At 49.3% G+C, this 21,809-nt stretch carries 25 protein-coding genes and 1 pseudogene; 8 read left to right on the forward strand and 18 right to left on the reverse strand.

Annotated elements, in window-relative coordinates; all coding sequences use genetic code 11:
- Window positions 1–146: 146 nt before the first annotated feature.
- Genes KGB03_RS07425 through KGB03_RS07435 form a run of 3 tightly spaced genes read left to right on the forward strand, consistent with a single transcriptional unit; the run spans window position 147 to window position 4,214 of the window.
- Window positions 147–2,339: an ATP-binding protein gene (locus KGB03_RS07425; RefSeq protein ID WP_223526698.1), complete on the forward strand. Its 2,193-nt coding sequence runs from the start codon at window positions 147–149 to the stop codon at window positions 2,337–2,339.
- Window positions 2,336–3,535: a hypothetical protein gene (locus KGB03_RS07430; RefSeq protein ID WP_223526699.1), complete on the forward strand. Its 1,200-nt coding sequence runs from the start codon at window positions 2,336–2,338 to the stop codon at window positions 3,533–3,535. The genes KGB03_RS07425 and KGB03_RS07430 overlap by 4 nt, the downstream gene beginning before the upstream one ends.
- A 19-nt stretch (window positions 3,536–3,554) precedes the next feature.
- Window positions 3,555–4,214, forward strand: coding sequence for a hypothetical protein (locus KGB03_RS07435; RefSeq protein ID WP_223526700.1), 660 nt, complete (start codon window positions 3,555–3,557; stop codon window positions 4,212–4,214).
- A gap of 95 nt (window positions 4,215–4,309) precedes the next feature.
- Here the strand turns inward: KGB03_RS07435 and KGB03_RS07440 are convergent, their stop codons facing one another.
- Window positions 4,310–5,377: a DNA cytosine methyltransferase gene (locus KGB03_RS07440; protein WP_223526701.1), complete on the reverse strand. Its 1,068-nt coding sequence runs from the start codon at window positions 5,375–5,377 to the stop codon at window positions 4,310–4,312.
- 60 nt (window positions 5,378–5,437) lie between these two features.
- Window positions 5,438–5,755: a hypothetical protein gene (locus KGB03_RS07445; RefSeq protein WP_223526702.1), complete on the reverse strand. Its 318-nt coding sequence runs from the start codon at window positions 5,753–5,755 to the stop codon at window positions 5,438–5,440.
- A 193-nt stretch (window positions 5,756–5,948) separates the two neighbouring features.
- Here KGB03_RS07445 and KGB03_RS07450 point away from each other — a divergent pair.
- Window positions 5,949–6,101 (forward strand): annotated as a pseudogene (locus KGB03_RS07450) (LexA family protein); the annotation flags it as partial.
- Between the two features lie 132 nt (window positions 6,102–6,233).
- Here KGB03_RS07450 and KGB03_RS07455 read toward each other — a convergent pair.
- The 6 genes from KGB03_RS07455 to KGB03_RS07480 form a co-directional block, all read right to left on the reverse strand.
- Window positions 6,234–7,064 carry a DUF3825 domain-containing protein gene (locus KGB03_RS07455; protein WP_223526703.1) on the reverse strand — a complete coding sequence of 277 codons (831 nt, stop codon included), beginning with the start codon at window positions 7,062–7,064 and terminating at the stop codon, window positions 6,234–6,236.
- Between the two features lie 57 nt (window positions 7,065–7,121).
- Window positions 7,122–7,907 (reverse strand): hypothetical protein, encoded by a 786-nt coding sequence (locus KGB03_RS07460; protein WP_223526704.1) that lies wholly within the window; start codon window positions 7,905–7,907, stop codon window positions 7,122–7,124.
- Complete coding sequence (locus tag KGB03_RS07465) at window positions 7,904–8,365, reverse strand: hypothetical protein (protein WP_223526705.1); 462 nt, start codon at window positions 8,363–8,365, stop codon at window positions 7,904–7,906. The genes KGB03_RS07460 and KGB03_RS07465 overlap by 4 nt, the downstream gene beginning before the upstream one ends.
- Window positions 8,366–8,477: 112 nt before the next feature.
- A complete protein-coding gene (locus KGB03_RS07470) occupies window positions 8,478–8,687 on the reverse strand; it encodes a hypothetical protein (protein WP_223526706.1) in 210 nt (69 codons plus the stop codon).
- 278 nt (window positions 8,688–8,965) lie between these two features.
- Window positions 8,966–9,526 carry a hypothetical protein gene (locus KGB03_RS07475; RefSeq protein ID WP_223526707.1) on the reverse strand — a complete coding sequence of 187 codons (561 nt, stop codon included), beginning with the start codon at window positions 9,524–9,526 and terminating at the stop codon, window positions 8,966–8,968.
- Window positions 9,527–9,617: 91 nt separating this feature from the next.
- Window positions 9,618–10,757: a PD-(D/E)XK nuclease family protein gene (locus tag KGB03_RS07480; RefSeq protein WP_223526708.1), complete on the reverse strand. Its 1,140-nt coding sequence runs from the start codon at window positions 10,755–10,757 to the stop codon at window positions 9,618–9,620.
- 797 nt (window positions 10,758–11,554) lie between these two features.
- On the opposite strand from KGB03_RS07480, the gene KGB03_RS07485 reads away from it, so the two are divergent.
- The 3 genes from KGB03_RS07485 to KGB03_RS07495 all read left to right on the forward strand — a co-directional run bounded on the left by KGB03_RS07485 (window position 11,555) and on the right by KGB03_RS07495 (window position 13,935).
- Window positions 11,555–13,027, forward strand: a complete 1,473-nt coding sequence (locus KGB03_RS07485) for a PAAR domain-containing protein (RefSeq protein WP_223526709.1) — start codon at window positions 11,555–11,557, stop codon at window positions 13,025–13,027.
- Window positions 13,024–13,413 carry a hypothetical protein gene (locus KGB03_RS07490; RefSeq protein ID WP_223526710.1) on the forward strand — a complete coding sequence of 130 codons (390 nt, stop codon included), beginning with the start codon at window positions 13,024–13,026 and terminating at the stop codon, window positions 13,411–13,413. The genes KGB03_RS07485 and KGB03_RS07490 overlap by 4 nt, the downstream gene beginning before the upstream one ends.
- Window positions 13,414–13,536: 123 nt before the next feature.
- Window positions 13,537–13,935, forward strand: a complete 399-nt coding sequence (locus KGB03_RS07495; RefSeq protein WP_223526711.1) for a hypothetical protein — start codon at window positions 13,537–13,539, stop codon at window positions 13,933–13,935.
- Between the two features lie 102 nt (window positions 13,936–14,037).
- Here the strand turns inward: KGB03_RS07495 and KGB03_RS07500 are convergent, their stop codons facing one another.
- From KGB03_RS07500 to KGB03_RS07515, 4 genes are all read right to left on the reverse strand, one after another.
- Window positions 14,038–14,940, reverse strand: a complete 903-nt coding sequence (locus tag KGB03_RS07500; RefSeq protein ID WP_223526712.1) for a DUF2971 domain-containing protein — start codon at window positions 14,938–14,940, stop codon at window positions 14,038–14,040.
- 342 nt (window positions 14,941–15,282) lie between these two features.
- Entirely contained in the window at window positions 15,283–16,023 is a 741-nt protein-coding gene (locus KGB03_RS07505; protein ID WP_223526713.1) for a hypothetical protein, read from the reverse strand.
- Between the two features lie 232 nt (window positions 16,024–16,255).
- Window positions 16,256–16,402 (reverse strand): hypothetical protein, encoded by a 147-nt coding sequence (locus KGB03_RS07510; protein WP_223526714.1) that lies wholly within the window; start codon window positions 16,400–16,402, stop codon window positions 16,256–16,258.
- Window positions 16,403–16,556: 154 nt separating this feature from the next.
- Complete coding sequence (locus KGB03_RS07515; protein WP_223526715.1) at window positions 16,557–16,826, reverse strand: short-chain dehydrogenase; 270 nt, start codon at window positions 16,824–16,826, stop codon at window positions 16,557–16,559.
- Between the two features lie 474 nt (window positions 16,827–17,300).
- Between KGB03_RS07515 and KGB03_RS07520 the strand changes: the two genes are divergently transcribed.
- Window positions 17,301–17,519, forward strand: coding sequence for a hypothetical protein (locus KGB03_RS07520; protein WP_218537387.1), 219 nt, complete (start codon window positions 17,301–17,303; stop codon window positions 17,517–17,519).
- A 76-nt stretch (window positions 17,520–17,595) separates the two neighbouring features.
- Here the strand turns inward: KGB03_RS07520 and KGB03_RS07525 are convergent, their stop codons facing one another.
- The 6 genes from KGB03_RS07525 to KGB03_RS07550 form a co-directional block, all read right to left on the reverse strand.
- A complete protein-coding gene (locus tag KGB03_RS07525; protein WP_223526716.1) occupies window positions 17,596–18,381 on the reverse strand; it encodes a transporter substrate-binding domain-containing protein in 786 nt (261 codons plus the stop codon).
- A gap of 85 nt (window positions 18,382–18,466) precedes the next feature.
- Window positions 18,467–18,736, reverse strand: a complete 270-nt coding sequence (locus tag KGB03_RS07530) for a heavy-metal-associated domain-containing protein (RefSeq protein WP_111450562.1) — start codon at window positions 18,734–18,736, stop codon at window positions 18,467–18,469.
- 99 nt (window positions 18,737–18,835) lie between these two features.
- Window positions 18,836–19,237 carry a hypothetical protein gene (locus KGB03_RS07535; protein ID WP_192407293.1) on the reverse strand — a complete coding sequence of 134 codons (402 nt, stop codon included), beginning with the start codon at window positions 19,235–19,237 and terminating at the stop codon, window positions 18,836–18,838.
- A gap of 286 nt (window positions 19,238–19,523) precedes the next feature.
- Entirely contained in the window at window positions 19,524–20,459 is a 936-nt protein-coding gene (gene copD, locus KGB03_RS07540; RefSeq protein ID WP_223526717.1) for a copper homeostasis membrane protein CopD, read from the reverse strand.
- 3 nt (window positions 20,460–20,462) lie between these two features.
- A complete protein-coding gene (gene copC, locus KGB03_RS07545; protein WP_192407297.1) occupies window positions 20,463–20,834 on the reverse strand; it encodes a copper homeostasis periplasmic binding protein CopC in 372 nt (123 codons plus the stop codon).
- Window positions 20,835–20,889: 55 nt separating this feature from the next.
- Window positions 20,890–21,801: a copper resistance protein B gene (locus KGB03_RS07550; protein ID WP_223526718.1), complete on the reverse strand. Its 912-nt coding sequence runs from the start codon at window positions 21,799–21,801 to the stop codon at window positions 20,890–20,892.
- Window positions 21,802–21,809 lie beyond the last annotated feature (8 nt).

The raw sequence follows: 21,809 nt of genomic DNA on the forward strand, positions 1-21,809 counted from the left end.
AGCAGATAAAAAACCACTCTACAGAGTAACGAAGCGCTCACCTATGGTTGACTGAATGTGAAGAGCGCGCGCTACCGTTTTGTGTGCTTCGAATAAAATATTGGCGAAACAACAGGTGCCACAGTCGACCAAAAAGGACTATGTAAATGCAGATTATAACGGCTGATTCTGGGGTAAAGGCGGAGTTTAAGGAGTTTACGGTTGATGCGGCGTTATTGCGTGAGTTAGGTGAGCGTTTGGTCGGTAAACCACATGTGGCTCTCGCAGAATTAGTTAAAAATAGTTATGACGCAGACGCTACCGAGGTTTTTATAACCTTTGATGATACAAGTATTACGGTTTCCGATAATGGCGATGGAATGTCCCGTGATGAATATGTTGACTATTGGTTGAGAATTGGTACAACACATAAACAAGAACAACTGGAAACAGCGAGAAATCGCACAGTTACTGGATCAAAAGGCATCGGCCGTTTAGCTGTACAGTTTTTGGGTGACGGATTAGAACTTACTTCCCGGAAACTAGGCGCTACTACGTTTCGGGCGGATGTGGATTGGGATGGGGCCAGGAAGTCTGGAGACTTAATTAAGGCGGGAGCGCATATCGCTCCTACAAAGAACATCTCCTTTGGATCTGGATATCCTCATGGTACGTCCGTAAAAATTACAGGTCTGAAACAAGAGTGGGATGCGCCAAAACTCAAAGATCTTGCGCGAGAGTTATGGTTTCTCAAACCTCCTGATAGGTTATTAGATGATCTTGATGAAGAAGATAAATTCGATATCTCCATAGAAGGTCTTCCAGATGAAGCTCTTGAGGCATTCTCCGAGCAAATGGGGAAAGCACTCGACAACTGGATCGCTACAATACATGGCACTTTAAGAAATGGCAGGGCCGGAGGCGCAAATAAAGTTCAAGTTTGTTTCAGGGATGGAGATAAATATAAGGCGGAGTATAAGCAGCCTGGTGGTCTTTTAGATAAGGCTTCGTTTAAGATTTATGTTTTCAAATTGTCAGGTAAACAGGCTGGGGGGGTAGGTGTTCACGAAGCTCGTGAATACTTTAGAAAGTTTGGTGGCATCCATATCTACGATAATGGATTCAGATTGCCATTCTATGGTGGAGATGAACAGGACTGGTTGCAACTAGAAATTGCCCACTCGCACCGACTTAATAAGTCAAATCTATTGCCTGCTGAGCTTCAGGTGCAGAGCGGCTTGAATGATCTGCCTACTAATAGTCGAATTTTTGGTATTGCTAGCATTTCAACTTCTCATGAAAGAAGAACTGCATCAAAGAAAAATATTGATAGTGGCAATTATCTGAATGTGCAGGTTACGCGAGATCGTTTGATTGATAATGATGCCTTCGCCGAGTTGCAAAGTTGCGTTAGATGGGCAATGGATTATTACGCAATGCGTTCGTATGAGCGCAGGCAAAGAACAATCGCTGCAGAAAAGCTAGCTATACCTAGTACAGATGAAAAAATATCTGAAATCAGAGAGCAGATTTTTCAACTGTCTATGCGCGTGCCAGAGCCGTTAAGACAAGATGTAGTCTCTGTTTCGGACAGATTTGAAGAGTTAGAGAGTTTAGAGCGGCAGCGTCAAGAGGGTATTAATGCAGAGCGAATACTACTGGCTACATTAGCGACTACTGGTATGGCTGCAATCGCAATGGAGCACGAGTCAGGAAAAGAAATATCCGCGCTTAATGAAATCAGGTATCAGCTGACAAATGGTTCAAGTGAACTTCGGGATCAGAAGTTGTTGGGCGCTATTGATGCATGGGCAATCCGCTCCGCTAAGGTTCGTAAGTTGTTCTCCCCTTTAATGAATGAATATGATCGGGAGAAAAGAAACAAATATAAAGTTAAAAAAGTAATTGAAAGAATTGTGACGAACTCAGAAGCTCTTTTGCGAAATGTTAATATCGACTGCGCAGGGGTTGATGGGGGGCTTGTTTTTCCTGTGGCAACATTAGCGGCTTGGAACGCGATATTCCAAAACGTATTTATAAATTCTGTTAATGCGATGATTGATTCAGAAGAGAAAACCATCTGTTGTGTTTCACGGGATTATGGCACAACCAAAGCGGTGTATGTTCTAGATACTGGCGTAGGGGTTAGATTGCATGATAGTGATGACCTATTTAAACCCTTTGTGCGTCGCTTGGAAATTCCTGAAGAACGTAAAGCTCTTGGGTTGGGTGGTATGGGTATTGGTTTAACCATTGTGAAAATGGTATCCGACTCGCTAAATTGTGAGATTTCATTTGTGAAGCCATTTAGTGGCTACAATACAGCATTCAAAATTGAGTGGGACTCGGAAGAAAAATGAAGATCTTAATTTTAGATGATGAGACAGGTCGTGCGAAGTCGTGGAAAAATAGAATAGAATCGTATGGTGATTTCGATGTGTTTGTTCCGGAAACCAGCGAGGTCTCTAATATTATCGCTGATCTTCATACCAAGCGTTTAGAATCTAGGAAGCACCAATACCAACCTTCAAGTGTATTCGATGGTTATGATTTGATAATGGTCGATTATGATCTTTTGGGGTTGGAATCTGTGGCCGGTGGCTCCGCATGGTCAACTGGGGCAGAGGTTGCTTATGCAGGAAGGTTAATGTGCGATGTCGGACCAATTGTCGTGATTAATCAATATGGCACTAACTCTTTTGATTTGACTATGTCACGAACTACCTCCTCATATGCAGATCTTGATGTTGGCAGTGAGCAAGTGGCAGAAAATTCACTCTGGTGTGCAAGTGGTTTTACTGGTTTTCGTCCATGGCACTGGCCTAATTTAATCGCTGAGAAAACTAGATATTCCCAGATGCATGAGTATGTATTGGAAAATCTTGATGCACCGATAACACAAGTTCTCGGGTTTGATGTTTCTGAGGTCGAGTCTCCGCGGTTTATAGGGCACGAGATACTGGGTTATTTAGGTATTGAAAGTACTGAGGCAGTAACTTTTCGCCAGTTACTGACTCAGCGAAGAGATATAAGGATTTTCAATGTGTTGGAAAAAGATCTGCCTTTGTTGAATAATATGGATGATCGTTCGCTTTCTCGAGTGTGTTCGGTTGTTGTTTCTCACTGGCTAGAAAAAATAGTGTTGCCTAGCCAGGAGGTAATTGCAGATTTGCCTCACCTAGCCCCTCAATTACCTTGGGTTTTATCGGATTACACAGAAGAGGGGAATTGGGCTGGTTTGTGTGACTTGGCTGGTGAGGTCGCAATACCAGCCTCGTTAGAGGCGTATAGGTTCAAACCTTCTTTTATGTTTAGTAGGCCGGTGTTCTGGGCGGAGGAAGTTAAGGTTGGATTAGAAGGGCAGGGCGAATTTGATATACATCAGATGCCGAGTCTCAGGTTTTGCGAAGATATTTCATCTTTTGTACAGGCGGCTGAAGCAAAAAACTTCCCCAGTGATTTACTTTCGTTCGATAAAGAACGATGGGTTCAAGGCGATCTGAAGTGTGGGAATACTTCTGTGAATTATGAGCCTCAATCTTATCTGTTAATGTAGGCGTCGCCTCGGGGTATATATGGACAGAACCCAAGCTTCAGCGTTAGCTCAGCTTTTAGTTAATTTGCACAATGATAATTTCGGTAAAATATCCACACAGGCAGCGCTTCATAAATATAGCGCGTTGAAGGCGGTAGAAGCGAAAAAGACACACGCTCCTATTTTTTACTCGGATTTGCCAAAGTTAAAGTTGGAAGCGTCGTTAGTTTCTTTTTTTACAAAGCCAAATACTCAGTCGCCATATGTTATTGTAGATATTGATAGAAGGAATGGATGGATAAAGCTTCTTCGGTTTGTTACGACGAAATATGGCGAGATTAATGCAGAGGCGGTTTGTTTGTGTGGGGATGATGTAGATAGTTTGAAGGGCTTTGGATACAGGTTTGAGCATCCAGAGAGATTCCCTGACAATAAGCACGGCTTTTTCCACGTTCAGCCTATCGCTATTACTGAAACTGAAGTTGCGCTTCCGGTTAGGCCTCCTTGGCTGCCAGCAACATTCCCGACATTTTATATGTTTGCCAGTTGTGCATATGAGTTAATTCTGTATGCCATACATGCGCTTTCTGGTTGGGAGGCTCTTAGTAGATATCGCAACAAGAACGTTGATAAAAATCCAGTGTTATCTATGTTGGTGCGTGTTGGGACTCATGCAAGCAACCCGTACCCTGGGTTGTGAACAGAGTGTTAATGAGACCGCTCGCGTGGTACCCAGCTCGTTGAGCTGGGTGAACGAATTTCTGCATTACGGTTATGTTGTCGCACTAGTGTGCTTTAGGCGTGATGGAGTACTTCGAGGTCTTGCTGTTGAAGCCTTTCGTGAGCGACAACATGGCGCATTAGGCTTTCACCGATCACTTCTCCCAAGCGTACCGGAACAGCATTGCCAATCATGCGACCTACTGCTTTGAAGGTGATTTTGCCTGGAGGCATGAAAACATATTCTGGAGGGAAGGACTGTAAGACTGCGGCTTCACGCAACGAGATAGCTCGAGCCTGATCCGGATGTCCAAAACGACCATTCCCGAATCCGTAGCATAACGTAGTCATCGTAGGGCTAGGTTGATCGGCACGCATGCGTCCATAAACGCTAGGGTATGTCCTACCGCTAGGTTTACGATGGCAAGCTGCAACTAAATGTTTTGGCCAGTCATTCCATGTCCCACCTTGGCGAGAATGGATAATTCGCTGCATGTTCAGCGGTGTAAGCGTGGCTGCACGGTGCAATGGATCATTCGGGTCACATTCGCCAGCGGCTAGTCGAGGTAAGTTACCGATAGCCTCCTGAACGGTAAGCGGATTTTTGGCATGTGTTGGTGCGATCAGCTCAATCTCGCCTAGCTTGGATGCGAGTAGTACGTGTCGCCTGCGCTGCTGCGGTAAACCATAATCGACGCATGCGACACGGTCTGCCCAGACAGAATAGCCTTGATCAATCAACCCTTTAACGAAGTCATGATAAACCTCGTGCTTGGTTACATCAGGTACATTTTCCATGGTGACCAGATGGGGCTGAGTTTCTTCAATCAAGCGTCGGAAGGCATACAATAGCGGCCATTTGCGATCGTTGCGTGTATCTTTGCCTTGGTTATAGCTAGAAAATGGCTGGCAAGGGGCGCATCCGGCTAAAAGCCTGTAGCGTCCAGGCCGATACCAAGCTGATAGCTCCTCTGCTGTGACGTCTGTTACGTCTTTAGCGATAAAGGCGGCACCATTATTTTCGCGGAAGGCGTATTCGCATTGTTGCTCAATGTCGTAACCGGCCTGAACTGAAATACCGGTATTGCGCATGCCCGCGGTGAGTCCGCCGGCACCACAGAACAGGTCAACTGCGTCAATCATAGGGAAAGTAGTCTCTTAGTCGAGGCGCATTTTAGCCATTCGCGGCTTCAAGTCTAGGGTTCATTTCCCTGGATTAGCCCATCCATCTTGAAGGCAGAAAGTGACCTCCTCCTTCAAGACGACATCCTCCGGGAACTCTTTGAGGGAATAGCCTAGAAAACTGGTTACACCTAATTGTAGGTATTCAATGATCTCTACTTGCCAGAGGAAAACGCCATGTTCGGTCTCAAGCTGGTAGGGTAAGACGATTTTAGCCCACTCGTTACCTAGCCGCTCTGACTCGTGGCTATCAAGCGCCTCAACGCTTTCAAGGGGCAGACAGTGCTCCTGGCCGTCACGCATGTAGCTGCCATCTGTGCAGATCTCTATCCAGTACATTCTGATCATCCATGTGATTTAGCGAGCCTGATGATTGATGACCTGAGGGGCCGCGTCAATCAGCAACGGAATGACAATTCGTTTTATGCATGGTTGGACTTAGTTTCCAAACCTACCGCCCATCAGGTAATTCTTACGAGAAATTGACCGCAACCAATTCTGAATGTTAGCTGTACATTCGTACAGTGTTTTGTCATCGCAAGTCATGAATCGCGTTCCACATGTCTACCTGGTGTCGCTCGCGGGAGAGAGTATGCAGGGCGCCGGAATTTTTGAGGGGGACTTAGCGCTTGTTGATCGCTCAATCGAACCAGCGCACGGGCACATTGTCATTGCGTTGCTGAACACCATGCTCTGCCAAGCTACCCAATGACTGAATTCGGCCCATCGTGGCCATTGTGGGGGAGCTAAATGGAATTTAGTCTGCCCCCCGTGATAGACATGAATGAAATTGGACCTAAGTTATTGAATAACTGAACTATGGGTTGAGCCACATTCGGTCTGGAGCGCAGATGATTCGTGCGTCCAAATAAGCCATATCCATGGTGAGAATCGTCCTTACCATGTACTTGTTTCGGGCGGGGTCTTTTTCTGCTACCAACGCGACATCTGCTTCGCTATCGTCGGTAATACTTAAGGGCAATAATAGCTGAACTCGCTCATTGTACCAATGTGGAACAGCTAGTTTGTAGTTTCGTTTTAAACGCTCCTTTAATTGTCTGATGGCCCCCTCCACTGCATTTCTCGCCAATGCTGAATTACCTTGAAGAACTTCAGGGAGACGATCAATGTTATCTGTTAGGATGTGTTTAAAGTCAATTTCCAATTCAAGTCGATGGTCGTAAACCAGTTCGCTGGGATCGTCTATGTAAGTTGCAATATCAGGTAGTGGTTCGAACTCGCGAACTTTGTCGGAGTAAGCATCAAAGTATCCAAATAATGTCCAGGTTGGCTGGTTACGGTCAAATGCGTTTGGGTTTTTGTAGAAGGTGGCAAATAAATCTTTGCCTTCAGGCGTTTGAAGGCCGGTATTTAAACAAGCCTTTGTGCCGTCAGCTGATAGTTTTATTTTTAACTGTTGTTGAAGGCGTAAGAAGGTATAGTTCAAGTAGCTGGCGATAATTGGATAATCTACACCTGTTCGTTTGAATTCTGGCTTATCAAAATTCCATTGTTCATGTCTCGCTTTTTCTGCTAATTTTTGAAATGGTGTTTCCCATTTTTCACCAATATCATTTTTCCAACCAAAATGTGCGAATATTGTCTTTGGGTCTTGTTCTTTGTATCGCCGAAATAAACTTTCGTACATAAATATCCTTATTGATGGGTGGTAAGGTGTGAATTTATTGATTGATTGATTGCTTAGCTAATCAATGTCAATGTCGGCTATAACCTGCATGATGCCGGTATAAACATTTTTTTCTTTGGGTTCTAGCAATGGTTCTCGACTAAAAAAATCTATAGAAATCCCTTTGTCATCGAATGTGCTTGTGAAAATACAGCGTCTATCTTTTGGATCTTTAACAATAGCAGCATGATCAGCACGAATTATCTCTCTATTAATTCTTCTGCACAGCCTTCCCATAACTATGTCGCCTTCAGCATGATCGCATTCGTGGAATATTGATCCACATATTGAACAGTTACCAATGCTTTCAATTAAACCAGTGCTATTGTATATTTTTTGTGGTCTGAAGAGGGTGGTTTCAAAGGTTTTGATTCGCCTTCTAATTATATAAAGCCCGTGGGATTGCTCCATCTCGGTCTTCTTTTCGGTTTCTAAGTGTTGACTGTGCATGTCCAGTATTTTGATGGATATGTTTATGTAGTCATATGCATCTATAAGGTTGTGCCAAGAGCCTACGTTGTCTTCCTCTTTGAAGCGTTTTAGCATTGAGTAAGTAGAGCGTATGCATGACAAAGCACATTGCATTAGAAAAAACATATTTGCATCGTACTCGACTTCCCGAGCGATGGCCTGATACCTGAAACCTTTAAATAATTTAATTATGGTTTCTAATTCTTCCTCTCTTTTTGCAAGAATATTTTTGGATGTGGTTGGGTACAAATCGTTGAGAAATTCTCTCACATGTTGTTCGAATTTATCGTCAATCTCTTCAAACTGAATTGATGCTGCAGCGTCTGTAGTCATTTCTGATTCCATAGGTTTTCCAAGGTCTTTAGCAATTCCGGAAAATGCTCAGAGGTTCCGTCGAAGTTAACTACCGTTGACTGGCTTTCTTTGTCTTTGTGTAGAAAAATATCAAATTTTAAATTTGGATTTGAGTCGGTAGGGTAGATATTTTTTACATGACTATAAACTGTTTCTATCAGATCACTAAATATGTTCGGGTTTGTGTTGTACAAATTTGACAGTATGAGCAGTGTGGGGCCAAACCACTCAGCACCACGCTGCTCAAGAAGAGAGGAAGGTGGAATCAGGTATCCACTTTTAAGGCCGTTTCTATTGAGATATTTTATTAATGAAGGTGTAGATGAGTGGTAGGTTGCAGATTCACCTAAGAAGTGATCTAAGGGTAATGCGGTTATTTCATCATGGCTGATACCGAATTCTTTTGGTGGTGTAGTAAAAGCTATAGAGACTGCCATGTTCGACTCCCGATGTGTTCAAGATGTTCGCGACGCATGCCGCGTATAGTTATTCGCCATCATAGTGTAGCGAAATCAGAGGCCTCCCTCGAATGGTTGCTTCAGATAGCAGTCATTCCGGTGTCATCAGCACTGCGAGTGTCATCTTGATGAATTCCTCATTGCGGTCGATAGTAGCTAGGGCGCCGCGAACATTGTCCGCGATTTCGGCGGAACCACGTTGCTCAACCCAATTTGAGAGCTCCAAAATTGCGGCTTCCAGGGCGAGCTGGTTTTCATTGATTTTGTATAGCAGGGAAGGGAGCAGGTCTGTATTCGGCATTGCGATTCCTCCGTGAAAAGGCAAGCGTAGCAGTTTGAAAACTTTACGGATCGAGTGGATTGATGGAGGCATTGGACGCCAATGCATTAAGGCAATTGATAGTCGCGACAGTGCTTGGGATTGGAGCCGAAAACGGTTGCTTAAAATTTGCTACAGGGAATGAGGGGAAAGGTGGGATTTCGTTGTGGTCGACCGGGAGCTGTCGACCCCAAACCGCTCTGTGGTGACGGTCAACAATCGGCCGAGAAAGATGCCAGTCACGATCGCCTAGGAAGTAGTCACGCTAACGCTGATCGAAGTTTAGCGATTCGATTAGTTAAGGAGGGATCACCAGAGCTCATCTTCATAATCCCAAATTTTTTAGAGCGAATTTCTTCAGCTACCCAATCATACTGATCATTACTCGTCCACTCTAAGCTCATAGCCGCTTTCAAATTATCGAAGTCGAACGGGGCTCGATCGTCAGGCATGAACAGCACTTTTTTGGCTCCAACTGCATTTGGGGTCAGATCAATCAGAGTCCCGTGTTCATTTCGCCAAACAGCGTGATGCTGGGCAACGTAGTAATTGTGATTTACCTCCCAAAATAGCCATCCATAAACTATCTGACCATCATTATTCAATGAGTGCTCAATGCAGTTGTACCAACATTGGCCAATTGGGAATCCAGGCAGTGGAAAGACTTCCACTTCGAGCAAGATGGAATCATCGGAATAGGAGGGCCTTGAGATCCCAGGAGGGCAAGCCACACTGGAGAGCATCAAAAAATCCAAGAAATCATGGAATCTCTGCGCAGTATAAATAGGTACTGTTTGGGTTTTGGGGCTTTGAAAACTCATGTTTTTCCTTACTAATCAAAGAGTGCTTGGCCGAGGCCAGCACATCGTCTACGTAGCTTCTTCTCGCCGTTATCTACTGATGTAACCACGGTTAGGCGAACTTCTGGAGAGCGCGCTCCCACAGTTCGTGCATGTCATCGATCAGGCTGACGGCAATCGACTCCCTCGTCTCCGGATCTCGGAGGAGCGCCAGGTCCTCATTGGAAGGGACATGGAGATTCATATTGACCTTAGGGTACTTCCACAACAGGCAGTCCGAGCTGCGATTGCTGGGCGCGATCTCTCGACTCAGCGCAAATAGGCGTTCCCGGTCTTCCGGGAACTGCTCACCGTCACAGTAGTAGCCACAATAGAGACGGTGGTTGAGCTCGATGTACACGCCACCCTTCATAAAGTTGAAGGGGAAGTTGAGGCCGATGAATTTGCTGTTTTTGGCCTTCTTGTAATAGGCAGAAACCGCCTCCTTCGTCGCCGTAATTTCGGGTTTGCCGAGGTCCGGATACTGGCTCGCTTGGTAAGCCATCATGCGATCCCAAATATCGAACTGTAGGTCGGCCAGAACGGACGCGAATGCATGGTTGATGTCGGCGATCACGAAGAGGTTCTCGCCTTGCAGGATCTGTTCTTTAAGCTTGCTCATGTAGATCTCGCCCTGGTCACTGGATGTCAGCTTTTGGAGAAGCTCGATGTACTGGAAAACGCTTTCCCGCACGCCCGGCTCTCGGGCAACCAGTGGGATACAGTCCTTCAGCCAAGTGATGATCTCGGCTTCGTAGCTGAGAAGAATTACAGGCAGGGACTTGCGGCTTTGTTCACTGGGCTCGGCACCATCCAGGGTGAGGTACGTGGTCCAAATTGTGCTGTAGCCTTCCGCCTGCATTCGCTGGTGGTAGTTCCAGAGCTGCTCGTCTTGGTCACCGGCGTAGATCTTGTTCTCGATGATCACTGCCTGCTTGGATTGGTTGCGGACCAGGATGTCGATGTTCTGGTACTCGACCTCGACAATCGCATTCTCTGAATCGAAGTTCTGGATGCCCAGTCGCTTCAACAGGAGATCCAGCAGCGCTGTTCCCTGATTGTGGGTAGCCTTAGGGTTGAGCAGGAAGGCGAGGAAGCGCGAGTGAAGCCGTACTTCGTCACTTGAGCTGCGAAGTACGGAGAAGAGGTTGAAGCCTGCCGGGCGCTGATACCTCGCGCGCAACAGAGCCACGGTTTGCAAAAAATCGTCCATGAGAGAGGATCCCTGATTAAGGCCGAACTACGGTGCGCAGTATCAGGGAAATCACGCTCTGATGTAATGGCTATTTGATGTTTCAGGCGTCATGCAATTCTTGGTTTACAGGTGTTTCGACCGTTGAGTCCTTGCCAATGAAGCGTTTTGCGAAGTCGCATCGCACTGAGTAATCCGGAATCTTTACGCTGTAAATAGCCCCTTCTTTTTGTGGACACTTGGTGAGCGATTTTGGCCGTTAACTACCGGATGTAAACGCAGATAGCCGTAGCGTAAGGGTCAGTTGAGGAATTGGTGGTACAGAACTGGTACGGAGGAAATGGGTTGGTACTGTAAGCCTTTGTGTTAAAGGCTCTTGTCTTTAATCGTTCCAATCCATCATCGGGGCGACGGAGAAGCGGCGGGAGAGCGGGGCGGGTGTGGCGGCGATTAGGGGCATTGGCGGTTCTGAGATGGGTGAGGCTGGGAGGTGGGGAGTTTATCAGGATTGGGGTTGCGGGGCTTAGGCCAGTCTTGCAGCGATGGTTCAGGGCAAGTCGGCTTTTGACCTTGGCTCGAGACCGGCTAATGGGTGTCCCCATTTCCTATCCGATATCCCTAATAAGAGATTGTGATCCACCATGGGCGGAGCGCCATCACTCAACATCTTGTGTTTGAGCTGTTATCTTCCCCCCTGCAATGACATGGAATCGGAACGCGGAGCACAACTCTTAGGATATTTCCTAACGCTTACGCCAGATCTTCCGGTTAACGTTATCTTGCCCACGCCTCGGGCCGGAACTCCTCAAGGACGATGTATGACCCCTTCTGCGCGATTAGGCGATAAACACACCTGCCCAATGCCCGGGCACGGCATTACTCCCATTGCATCGGCCAGCGGTGATACCAACATCGACAGTATGGGGGCTGCCCGTGTCGGTGATACCTGCGGCTGTGGTGCAGTCATTACCACGGGGTTCCCTTCGATTCTAGTGAATGGCCGACCCATGGCTCATTTGGGAAGCCCAACCAGTCACGGTGGAACGATCATCAGCGGGTCAGGTGATGTCGGCGGAGGGTTTGTCTTTAGTGCGAGCCCCGGAGCAGCAATCATCAACTTCGCGGCGCTCGGGGCGATACGCCCGAACGGAACTGTGGACGATGAAAAGATGGCTAGCCTATTGGCCGATCCAAAGCTCAATGAGAAGGCTGCCGCTTCGAATGCACTCGTAGACTCCAATACCCCGAAAGAGTCGAAGACTGAGGAACAATCGGTCTCCAACGATTCGAAAAGCGCTGAGCCGGGATTCCATATCGTCCAACAGCCTATGTCTCGCTCGGCACTTGAAGCGGCACTGTTTGAGCAACCTAGCGCAGCAATCCTGGAAAAATTTCGTACGATCAATCCACAGCTTTCGGCCTATGCCAAACCCGGACAGCTGATCGTTCTGAGCGACCCGAAAAACTTGCAATGCACCCGTGAAGACGCCTTGTTGATGGAAGCGGCTGAGAAAGTGAATTCGGCGCTTGGGCAGATGGCCGATCAAGAAGCCAGTTTTATGGTGCAGCATCGTGAAGAGTTCGAATCCTTTCTCTCTCAGGGGTCTACTTCAGTTGGCGTCGGCGAAGCGATCTTTGCCAAGAACCTGGAGGATGTGAAAACCTCTCTTCGTGACATCGAAACCTTGCATCAGCGGACGTTCGTGCGTGACGGCAATTTGAGCTCGCCGGTTTTCTTTGCTGAGCGCAAAACGTTATTTAACCAACTTGATACCCGACTGACCTATCTGACTAAAAAAGCCATTGGATTCCCAGATCATCCGAAGCTGAAAACCGCGTTGGGTATTTCCAGTACAAGCCTGGTGCATAGTTGGACGTTGGCAGGTGCTCCTTCTCAGATTCCAGGTTATGCCACCCATTTAGACGGCGTGGCCAAGGCGGCAAAATACATTAAGTACGGTGGCTGGTTGGGTACGGCGGTAGGTGGAGGGGCGTCTTATATGAAGGTTCAGGACGTGTGCACTGCCGGAGATGCTGCGGCTTGCAAGCGTGTCAAGTTCACAGAAGGCGGGGGCTTTGCGGGCGGGGTCGCCGGGGGCGCGGTCGGTGGTCTGGCTTTGGGCGGGGCAACAGCGGCTTCTGTTTGTGTTGGTCTCGGAGTACCCACGGCCGGAGTGGGAACGCTGGTGTGTGGTCTTGTCGTTGTCGGGGTAGGTTCTTTTGCTGCTGGCGCCGTCGGTGGGATGGGAGGCGAGATCATGGGTGACGTTATCTACGAGACTGTGAAATGACCAACACTGCGCGCCTCGTTGGTTATCTGTGTGGTGCTGACATTTTGGGGTTATTCATTTTGCTCGGCGTTGCGCTGCATCTGGCTTACACCAAGATGGATACGATGTTAAGTCATTTGAATAACTGTCCTGCGGTGATGGTTCGTGAACCGTTTAAAAACGGAGGACCTTGGGGGCGTTTATTTTTATTGAGCGGAATAATTGGGGTAGTAACCGCTCCTCATATTTATCTCCGTGACGGAGGGGCAAGCGCCGAGGACCTAATGAACTTTCCAGCTCTGCTGAAGCGAAGGCTGATACTGATAAAACGCGGCGCTTGGGGGCTCTTGTGTGCGATGGGCGCATTTGTGTTGCTCTACAAAATTATCGTGGCCTACCAGATTTAACCGTGCCGGGGGTGCCGACATCTGATATTACTGGCGTTTTCACTCTGGGGCTGGCTCTTTGGTAGGGGGCGTTGGTGGGACTGGTGGTGAGGCTTTGGGTGAGTTCATTTATGAGAAAAGCAGATGGATTTAGTTAGCTCCGCATATGATCTTGCCGTCCTTTCGTTTGGCGTTGTTCTTCTTGGTATCTTCATTTGGATCGGAATATGCCTTCATTTGGCATGCGCGCAAATGGACGAGATGTTGGAGCGCCTAAAAAATTGCTCTGCTGTAATGAATCGCTTACCACTCCGGCACGCTGGTCCTTGGGGGAAACTGTTACTGGTAGGAGGTATATCGGGAATTGTTACTTTTCCAAGTATTTACCTTAAGCGCGGCGGGGTGAGCATTGAGGACTTAAATAGTTTTCCCGCACTGCTCAAGAAAAAGCTGGCTGTACTTCAGTGGAGCGTCATCTTGCTTTTAACGGCGATGGTTGTATCTGTTGTGGCTATAAAAATCACAAAGGCCTACAACGTCTAACGACGTCGGTCTATGGCGTCTTATATGAAAGTTCAGGAGTTTAAGGGGGGGATTTATTTTCTATGAGAACAATAGATCCGTCCCCTTTGTTCTTTGTTCTCTTTATATTTTCACATACTCAAGGGTGTATGAGTCTGAGCGCCGCTTAGCTTTGAAAGTTCTAGTGTTCGGGAAATTTTTACGAGTCATTGCAATAATGTTGTTTGTGAATTCTTTTTCCGCTCTGCAACCGATAAATATTGCAGGGAATTCGTTCTGCTGTACGCGTAAATAATCATGATGACCTTCGGTTTTAGAATTTGGATACCAAACCCTCCACTCCTTTTCATAGCTCCAATCTCTGCTCTTATGAAGCACGTATCTTCGTTGTAGCGCCGTATTATCAAAAGGTTTGGTGGCAATGAAATCGTCTAGCCACTCCTGCTTATTGAAAAATGGAGGGGGAGAGTCGACGTATTGAACTTGCTGAGCGACAGAAAGTGCATTGTCATTTTCCGGCCGCGAAAGGAACTCAAAAACCACGCCCGTATGATCTTTTGCGTAGTGTGCCCACATAAGTAAGTTGTCTCGATCCTCTGAGACGCAAAACACCCTCAAGGTCGGCAGGATGGCTTTCCAATAGTTTTGAAAGTCAAACTGTGTTTGCTGAATTATTGGAATAAGATCTTCATTGAGGCTTTGTTTTATCATGTTTAACCAAGCTTTCTTATCAAAGCCGTGAATGGGGAATTTATTCCTCGCTATCAATGCTATTTGCCCGATGGGGTGATCTTTATCTACCGGCGGGACACTCGATGCACTAGCAAATCGCCCGATATGGTCAACGCACTTTTCAAGTAGATCTTCAAGCTTGAAGTCAAAGTGTAAGCCTGTTTGAACGTCAAATGGGTCGTTAAATGTTAGAGGTGAAGAGTATCGAACAGTTTTGTTTTCTAAAATGACTTTCGCCGCTTCAGGGGAAGCGTATTTGTAAAAAGAACGATGGCCAGGATAAATCGCAGTCATTATCTGTTCGAGTCCTGAATCATAAATATGGAATTTTCCCCATTGTGCCAGCAAATATGGGCGCTGGGTTGGAGAGTTGACACGCCCGCCGCGTTAATCGGGTATCTGGCGGTCCACGGGCCTGGATGAATTTTTGTCTGGAGATCGAGCCGAAGGAGGGAGTCTAGACTTGGTGCGCGCAGTCGTCCACCGCCACGCCTGCGGTCTAAATAGGTCGTTTTTTTCTGCATGCCTGCAGGTGGCTCAAGCCGGCCAAAGAAGCTAAAGGGGACGGATTTATTTTCTATGAGAAAAATAGATCCGTCCCCTTTGTTTATTCTTATCAGCTTTTTGCTAGGAGACTTAAAGTCGAGATGGGGCGGGCGATGGAAGTTCGATAGTAGACTTATACGCATGATCAGCAGCTATGTTAGCTTTCCAGATGGTAATTCCGGCATGTATACCTATAGACAAAAGAATTACAAACATCGCTATTGAGCTGCCGATAGACCATTTTTTGGTTAGCTGATAAGCAGGTTCACCTCGTTTTACTGTCTCCCATTCTGTTTTGAGGATGTCCCGAGCATAGCCAGCAATTTCGTTAGCCCCAGTATGAATTTTCTCTCGTATTGTCGCACGCTCAACGTCTTCATTTTCGCGACTGAGGTCAGTTAGGAGCCCCTCAAGGACATCAAATTTCTGCTCAATACGATTGAAACTTAAATCGTTTGGTTTGAAGTGTAAACGTACTAGTGCATAGCTCTCGTATATCGCCTTTTTTGTGTCATGTAGCGCCATCCTATGATCGGCTAGAACCTTGTCTTGATGATCCCTCACTCTTTTGGATTGGGCGTTTTCATCATCATCGTCGGCATGCATTCGGTTAAGTTCATCTCTCACTCCAGCAGCAGCGATAAGCCGTGATGCCTGAGAGTTAATATTGGCTATCAAATCGGCAAATGCCTTCCGGATTGAGTCCGTCCATGCTTGTCTGTAGTCGGTTGTTTTGCTCTCCTTCTCATTGACTAATTTAACAATGCTTATCACTGCTGTAATGAAACCTGCGAGCGCCGAAAGGAACGCAGTTAAGAGGATCTTATCCATGTGCGATTTTCCAAAATTTCCGTGAGGTAATGTTTAATCAGGCTGGCACAATATTATTGTGCCATCATTGTGCGGCAGGCCCAACAAATTCATCACAGGAAATAGGTTTTTCTAAGCCTTTTTGCAGTCGTAACCGTTTCTATGTAGGGCAAGGCTTGCTTGAAGAGCAGTCTTCGGAAGACGCAAGAGTGAGAAAAGGGGACGTTTTTATTTTCGTAACCGGCATTCCGGCCTACTTTGTACTAGGAAACTTGCCAGTGATCACAAACGTATCAAACACTTTCTGCCCCTCACGCGCTGCTTCATGAACATTCATGAACGTCAGTTCTCTATGGGTGAGCTTTCTGCGTGGATTGTCGGTTTTTTTAGTGGTGGCCATCGAAGCCTCCGACAGATGTGTGTTCATACTGACCAGCTCATGTGATTAAAGGTATCCGGGTAAACCGCAGGCGGTACACGGAGCTCCTTTTTGCTGCGAGCTTCCACGAATCATGAGTCCGAAGGGGCGTCCGGGTGGGCGCCCCGTTGTGACGTCAGGACGGTTCAGCATCCATACGTCGCGCAATGACATCCAGCACATCACATCCATCACGCAACGGTATGCAGCAAAGCATTGCGAAGTCGCTGAGTATCACTGAATCCGTGGTGATGTCGCCGCGCATCGCGAGGTTTTCCAGGATCTGTGTCACCGCACCAATTCGGTAGCGTGCGGTGCTAAGCAGTGAATGCAGCGGTTGGGTGGTGTTTACGTACAGCGAGGGGAAGTCGTCGGCGTTGCTGGTTAAAGCCATAAATTCTTTCATGTGAAGCTCCATTAATTTGAGAAGAGCTACTACTCAATCGTCGCCAAACGAATGGGTGGTAGCCGTACGCGGGTTGGCGAACCGGGCAATGGAGAAACCGGCAGACCCTAAGGTCTCCCGCGCACAGCCACCATAAAACAGGCAGCTAAGTGCGTTCCGAAACGCTACGAAAATGCTCGAAGGTTTCAGTTCAATTGCCATCGAGTCGCCAAACCCGACACGCCATTTTGGCGTTGGGTGGACTATAGGCCTCGTGACAAAAGCACAGCAATGGACAAGTGTACGGACAATTCCCAGAGTCGTGTAGGACGTTGCTCTTTTAACAGTTTGTCTGGGAAACACCCATTTTTGCCTAAAACAATCACTACCTGAACCAACGCTGTCGCCCAGCAAAGTTTCATAATCCCTGGCGGCCTCGCGGCATAGGATAACGACCTAAGGTCACCGCGCTTCCCACCCACAGGAAACTGAAAAATGATCTCGAACCTCTTCAAAGTCGCTCTGATCGCCGGTGCATTGCTGTTGAGCGCCTGTTCGGGTGCAAGCACCCATAGCGAATTTTCGGAAGCCACCCTGCCGTCTGCCGGTTTTGGTCCGGGGCCTACCAACAACCCCAATAAGATGAATTTCCATGGCAGTGCCCTCGGCAACAGCTTCGGCGAGTACAGTTCGGGGTTGTTGCACGACGATTAACGGCGGAAGTGTTTCCGCCGTTTTGCGTTTTGCCTGATGTGCCGTGTGCTTTGGGTTGGCGACTGCTGTATAGCGGCTATTTGGGCTCGGGCGTGGCTATCCACTGACCCAAAACTTTCTGGTAGTTGCCTGTCACCTTGGCCAGGTGCAGCCACTGATCGACGTACAACTTCCAGGTCATGTCATCACGCGGCAGCAAGTAAGCCTTCTCGCCGTATTGCATGAATTGCTTCGGGTTCACCGCGCATAAACCAGGTTTGAGTTTCTGCTGATACAGCGCTTCCGAAGCATCGGTGATCATCACGTCAGCCTTCTTGTCCAGCAGCTCCTGGAAGATGGTCACGTTGTCGTGAAGTCGCAATTGCGCTTTGGGTAGAAAGGCGTGAACGAAGGCTTCGTTGGTGCCGCCGGCCGGTTCGACCAGACGAACCGAAGGCTGGTTGATTTGCTCGACGGTCTGGTACAGCGCCTGATCTTCGCAGCGCACCAGCGGGATTTTGCCGTCGACGTCCAGCGTGGTGCTGAAGGAGGCCTTTTTCTGGCGCTCCAGGGTGACCGAGATGCCGCCGACGCCGATGTCGCATTTGCCCGCCAGCATGTCAGGCATCAGGGTTTTCCAGGTGGTCTGCACCCACTCGACCTTGACGCCGAGGCTGTCGGCCAACGAGCGGGCCATGGCGATGTCGATGCCCGAGTATTCGCCGTCTTCGGCTTTGACGGTGTAGGGTTTGTAGTCGCCTGTTGTGCACACGCGCAATTGGCCCTGTTGGATGACGCTGTCCAAGTGCGATTGCTCTGCCTGAGCGGCAAACGATAGAGCGAGCAGGCCACCGAGCATCATTGTGCTTTTCAGGTTGTTCATTGTTTTCCGGCTTCCATGATGGAGAGGGTGCTGAGAGTACTTACTTTCTGCTACACCGCTCAACATCATCCTGACCGGGGTGGACTCAGTGACAGCAGCAACTTGAACCGCCGCAGCCAGATTTCTTCTTTACGCTTTCGTGTTTGTCTTCTGTCAGTACGCTTGCTGGATACCCTGCCTCCTTCAATGCCGATAACAGAACATCGCTCTGGGTATCTCCAGTCACCTTGACCCGACCGGACGCCAGATCGACAGTCACTTCGCCCACTCCTGCGAGCGGTTGCAACGCGGCGTTGATGTGTTTGACGCAACTCCCGCAGCTCATGCCTTCGACTTGCAGTTCAGTGCTGTTCATTACGTAAACCTCTTTGACTGTGAGCGGCAGCTGGTGTGATGAAGTAGATCGATGGTTGACCTTGTCACGATGGCAAGGTCAAGCGCTTCTTAAAGGGCGTTAGTTGTTCATCGGCATCTTCATCATGCTCGACTGCTGATCCATCATTTTCATCATCATGCCCATCATCTGGTCTGAGCGGTCCTTGCCGCCGGACATGCCTTTGCCCATGCCCATGCCTTGGCAGTGGTTGTGCATCATGCCCATGCTGTCCTTCATCGTGGCCATGCCTTCTTGCATGGCGGCCTGGCGTTCGGCCGGGGTTTTGGCGGCGATCATTTTTTCGTGGGCGGCCTGCATTTTTTCCATCTGTTCGCTCATGGCCTTGTCTTGCGCGGTGGCGGTGGCGGCGGTGGTCGGTGCGGTAGGCGGTGTGTCGGGGTGATTTTCCTCGACGGCCAGAGCAGCCAATGGGCTACTGATGAGCAGTGCGGCGACGAGTGCTTTGAAGTGCATATGCATGGCAATCTCCAGTGAGTCAGGGACGTACAGGAACTGTTGGGCCGCGCTAAAGTGGCGAAGCCAAAGGGAGCGTCCGGAATTGCGGACGCCCGGAGGACGGTTTTAATTGTTGAAGCGAACGAAGCGCAGGCGTGCGGGCGGCCACAGTGCGAGCACTTGGCGGATCAACAGCGGTAGGTGAGTGCGGAACCGGAGCATAGTGCGTACTCGATCCGAGGGGTGACTTTGAGCTTAGTCCCGAGCAATGGGCCGTCATTGATCCATATCAAGTAGTGCCCTTTTTACGTTACTCCGCGCTCATTTCCATCTCTGGACTCAACGTCCCCAGCCAGGCCACCAACCCCACAATCAACACCGCCGCTGCCAATTCAACCACCACGCTGCGCCGCAATGCATTCGCCGCTACTTGGTATTGCCTGTCCTGCAGCGAACGCTCTAACAGTGGCCCAAGGTGAAACCGATTCAACGCGGCCAGCACCAGCATTCCGGCAAACAACCCGACTTTGATAAACAGCAAAATCCCGTAGGTGCTGAGAAACACCTCGTCAAGTTCAGGGCCGACAATGAACAGGTAGTTCACGATTCCCGTCACGGTGATCACGATCACAATCACCGCGCCCACCCATTCAAACCGCTTAACAGCACGGACGAGCAGCCGGATGCGTTCTTCGCTTTGCAGTGCGTTGATCCTTGCTAACAAGGCAAATGCGATCAACCCACCCAGCCACGCCCCCGCCGCCAGCAGATGCAAGATGTCGGTGATGAAATGCCAATACCGCCGGCTACCTTCATCCATCGCTCCGTGACCGCTCCAGGCCAGGCTGGCCAAGGCGATAGCACCGGCAATAGACGCGATCAGCAGGCTGAACCCGGGCGCACGTGGATTGAGCATCATCGCCAAACCGCCGACAACCAACGCGACAATGCGCACGACCCAGGCCAGCCCGACATCCGTCTCAAACACCATCATCTCGATATGCGGGCGCAGCTCGGCAAAGTCCGTCTCGCCGCTCATGGCGCTCGCCATCATCACCATGCTGGCGATGGAAAACAGCACAGCCAGCACCGCCGTTCCCACCAACATCGACCGAAACGGCAACGCCGTGCCCGATATCCGTTCCTGTCCTTTAAGGCTATAGAGCCCAAACAGCGCCAGCCCAAACAACAACATCAAATCCACATACAACCCAAAGCGCAGTGCAATGCTGACCGAGTCGCTCATCAATCACTTCACTTTGAACGTAACGTTGCCGGTAATCGGGTGGGTGTCCGATGACACCGCGCGCCATTCGACTTTGTAGGTGCCGGCAGGCAGTGGCGAAAGCGGTGTGATGACCATGGTTTTCGGATCGCTGCCACCAGAGACTTTGGCTTTCATCGGCATGGGGGAGTGCGCCATGCCGGGCATTTCGGTCATGACCAGTTTTGCGCCGGAGAACTGGGTCATGAGGTTTTCCGAGAAGTGCAGTTCGACGGTGCCGGGTGCCGCGCCATCCGCACCTTCGGCCGGGGTGGAAGACAGCAGTTTCGGGTGCGCTTGAGCGAGCGCGCTCATGAGCAGTCCAATGACAACAGCGGTAGTTTTAATCATGCGCATGCAAGGCCTCTTACCGCTTTAAGCGGTTGTTTTTTTGGTTGTTGAGTTAATGCGTTTAGAACCACAGGCGAACACCGAGGACCAGGCGTGCTTCGCTGCGATCCTCACCTTCATCGTTGGCGTAGTCGGCGGTTTTGCCGTAGGTCCGGTTCCAGGTCACGCCGATATAGGGCGCGATTTCCCGGCGGATTTCATAGCGCAGTCGCAGTCCGGCTTCGGTGTTGGATAGCCCGGAACCGATCCCCCGTTGCGGGTCGTTTTTGCCGTAGACGTTGAGCTCGGCGGTCGGCTGCAGGATCAATCGGTTGGTCAGCAGGATGTCGTAGTCGCCTTCCAGTCGTGCGGCGGTTTGGCCGCCTTCACCGATGAAGGCGGTGGCCTCGGTTTCGAAGTTGTACAGCGCCATCCCTTGCACGCCGAGCGCGGCCCAGGTTTGCGGGTCGCCGGGTTTGAAGTCCTGGCGAACGCCGGTCACCACGTCCCACCACGGGGAGATTGCGTGGCCCCACAGGGCCTGGATTTCGGCGTCTTCGGTTTTGCCATTGGTACGTTCGCCTTCGGAGCGCAACCACAGGCGATCGATGTCGCCGCCGATCCAGCCGGAGAGATCCCAGGCCAGGGTGCTGCCGTTGTCAGCGTCCTGCCATTCGAGTTTATCGGCGAGGAAGTAGTAGTTGAGCGCGGTGTCATGCACGTTGTGCCCGGTCGGGCTTGCGTACACGGCGGCGCGGTCGGCATCGGTCAGCGCCGGGATCGGCGTGCGGCTTTCGGTCGGCGCGGCGGGCTGCATCTGGCCGTCGTCCATGCTTTGCATTTGGCTGTGGTCCATGGCCGGCATCTGGCTATGGTCCATGCCCGGCATCTGGCTGTGATCCATGTTCTGCATGTCGTCGGTGGCGGCCATCGCCGAGGAGAGTGTCAGGCTCGCGGTCACGAGTACCAAAGAGAGGGAGGTGAGTCTGGTCATGGATAGGC

This window comes from Pseudomonas sp. BF-B-26 (assembly GCF_019956495.1).
GTDB lineage: Bacteria > Pseudomonadota > Gammaproteobacteria > Pseudomonadales > Pseudomonadaceae > Aquipseudomonas.

What these genes read in the sequence shown, in the direction of transcription:
- KGB03_RS07425 (WP_223526698.1), top strand. Translation starts at nt 147, where the DNA reads ATGCAGATTATAACGGCTGATTCTGGGGTAAAGGCGGAGTTTAAGGAG.
- KGB03_RS07430 (WP_223526699.1), top strand. Translation starts at nt 2,336, where the DNA reads ATGAAGATCTTAATTTTAGATGATGAGACAGGTCGTGCGAAGTCGTGG.
- KGB03_RS07435 (WP_223526700.1), top strand. Translation starts at nt 3,555, where the DNA reads ATGGACAGAACCCAAGCTTCAGCGTTAGCTCAGCTTTTAGTTAATTTG.
- KGB03_RS07440 (WP_223526701.1), bottom strand. Translation starts at nt 5,377, where the DNA reads ATGATTGACGCAGTTGACCTGTTCTGTGGTGCCGGCGGACTCACCGCG.
- KGB03_RS07445 (WP_223526702.1), bottom strand. Translation starts at nt 5,755, where the DNA reads ATGTACTGGATAGAGATCTGCACAGATGGCAGCTACATGCGTGACGGC.
- KGB03_RS07455 (WP_223526703.1), bottom strand. Translation starts at nt 7,064, where the DNA reads ATGTACGAAAGTTTATTTCGGCGATACAAAGAACAAGACCCAAAGACA.
- KGB03_RS07460 (WP_223526704.1), bottom strand. Translation starts at nt 7,907, where the DNA reads ATGACTACAGACGCTGCAGCATCAATTCAGTTTGAAGAGATTGACGAT.
- KGB03_RS07465 (WP_223526705.1), bottom strand. Translation starts at nt 8,365, where the DNA reads ATGGCAGTCTCTATAGCTTTTACTACACCACCAAAAGAATTCGGTATC.
- KGB03_RS07470 (WP_223526706.1), bottom strand. Translation starts at nt 8,687, where the DNA reads ATGCCGAATACAGACCTGCTCCCTTCCCTGCTATACAAAATCAATGAA.
- KGB03_RS07475 (WP_223526707.1), bottom strand. Translation starts at nt 9,526, where the DNA reads ATGAGTTTTCAAAGCCCCAAAACCCAAACAGTACCTATTTATACTGCG.
- KGB03_RS07480 (WP_223526708.1), bottom strand. Translation starts at nt 10,757, where the DNA reads ATGGACGATTTTTTGCAAACCGTGGCTCTGTTGCGCGCGAGGTATCAG.
- KGB03_RS07485 (WP_223526709.1), top strand. Translation starts at nt 11,555, where the DNA reads ATGACCCCTTCTGCGCGATTAGGCGATAAACACACCTGCCCAATGCCC.
- KGB03_RS07490 (WP_223526710.1), top strand. Translation starts at nt 13,024, where the DNA reads ATGACCAACACTGCGCGCCTCGTTGGTTATCTGTGTGGTGCTGACATT.
- KGB03_RS07495 (WP_223526711.1), top strand. Translation starts at nt 13,537, where the DNA reads ATGGATTTAGTTAGCTCCGCATATGATCTTGCCGTCCTTTCGTTTGGC.
- KGB03_RS07500 (WP_223526712.1), bottom strand. Translation starts at nt 14,940, where the DNA reads ATGACTGCGATTTATCCTGGCCATCGTTCTTTTTACAAATACGCTTCC.
- KGB03_RS07505 (WP_223526713.1), bottom strand. Translation starts at nt 16,023, where the DNA reads ATGGATAAGATCCTCTTAACTGCGTTCCTTTCGGCGCTCGCAGGTTTC.
- KGB03_RS07510 (WP_223526714.1), bottom strand. Translation starts at nt 16,402, where the DNA reads ATGGCCACCACTAAAAAAACCGACAATCCACGCAGAAAGCTCACCCAT.
- KGB03_RS07515 (WP_223526715.1), bottom strand. Translation starts at nt 16,826, where the DNA reads ATGAAAGAATTTATGGCTTTAACCAGCAACGCCGACGACTTCCCCTCG.
- KGB03_RS07520 (WP_218537387.1), top strand. Translation starts at nt 17,301, where the DNA reads ATGATCTCGAACCTCTTCAAAGTCGCTCTGATCGCCGGTGCATTGCTG.
- KGB03_RS07525 (WP_223526716.1), bottom strand. Translation starts at nt 18,381, where the DNA reads ATGAACAACCTGAAAAGCACAATGATGCTCGGTGGCCTGCTCGCTCTA.
- KGB03_RS07530 (WP_111450562.1), bottom strand. Translation starts at nt 18,736, where the DNA reads ATGAACAGCACTGAACTGCAAGTCGAAGGCATGAGCTGCGGGAGTTGC.
- KGB03_RS07535 (WP_192407293.1), bottom strand. Translation starts at nt 19,237, where the DNA reads ATGCATATGCACTTCAAAGCACTCGTCGCCGCACTGCTCATCAGTAGC.
- copD (WP_223526717.1), bottom strand. Translation starts at nt 20,459, where the DNA reads ATGAGCGACTCGGTCAGCATTGCACTGCGCTTTGGGTTGTATGTGGAT.
- copC (WP_192407297.1), bottom strand. Translation starts at nt 20,834, where the DNA reads ATGCGCATGATTAAAACTACCGCTGTTGTCATTGGACTGCTCATGAGC.
- KGB03_RS07550 (WP_223526718.1), bottom strand. Translation starts at nt 21,801, where the DNA reads ATGACCAGACTCACCTCCCTCTCTTTGGTACTCGTGACCGCGAGCCTG.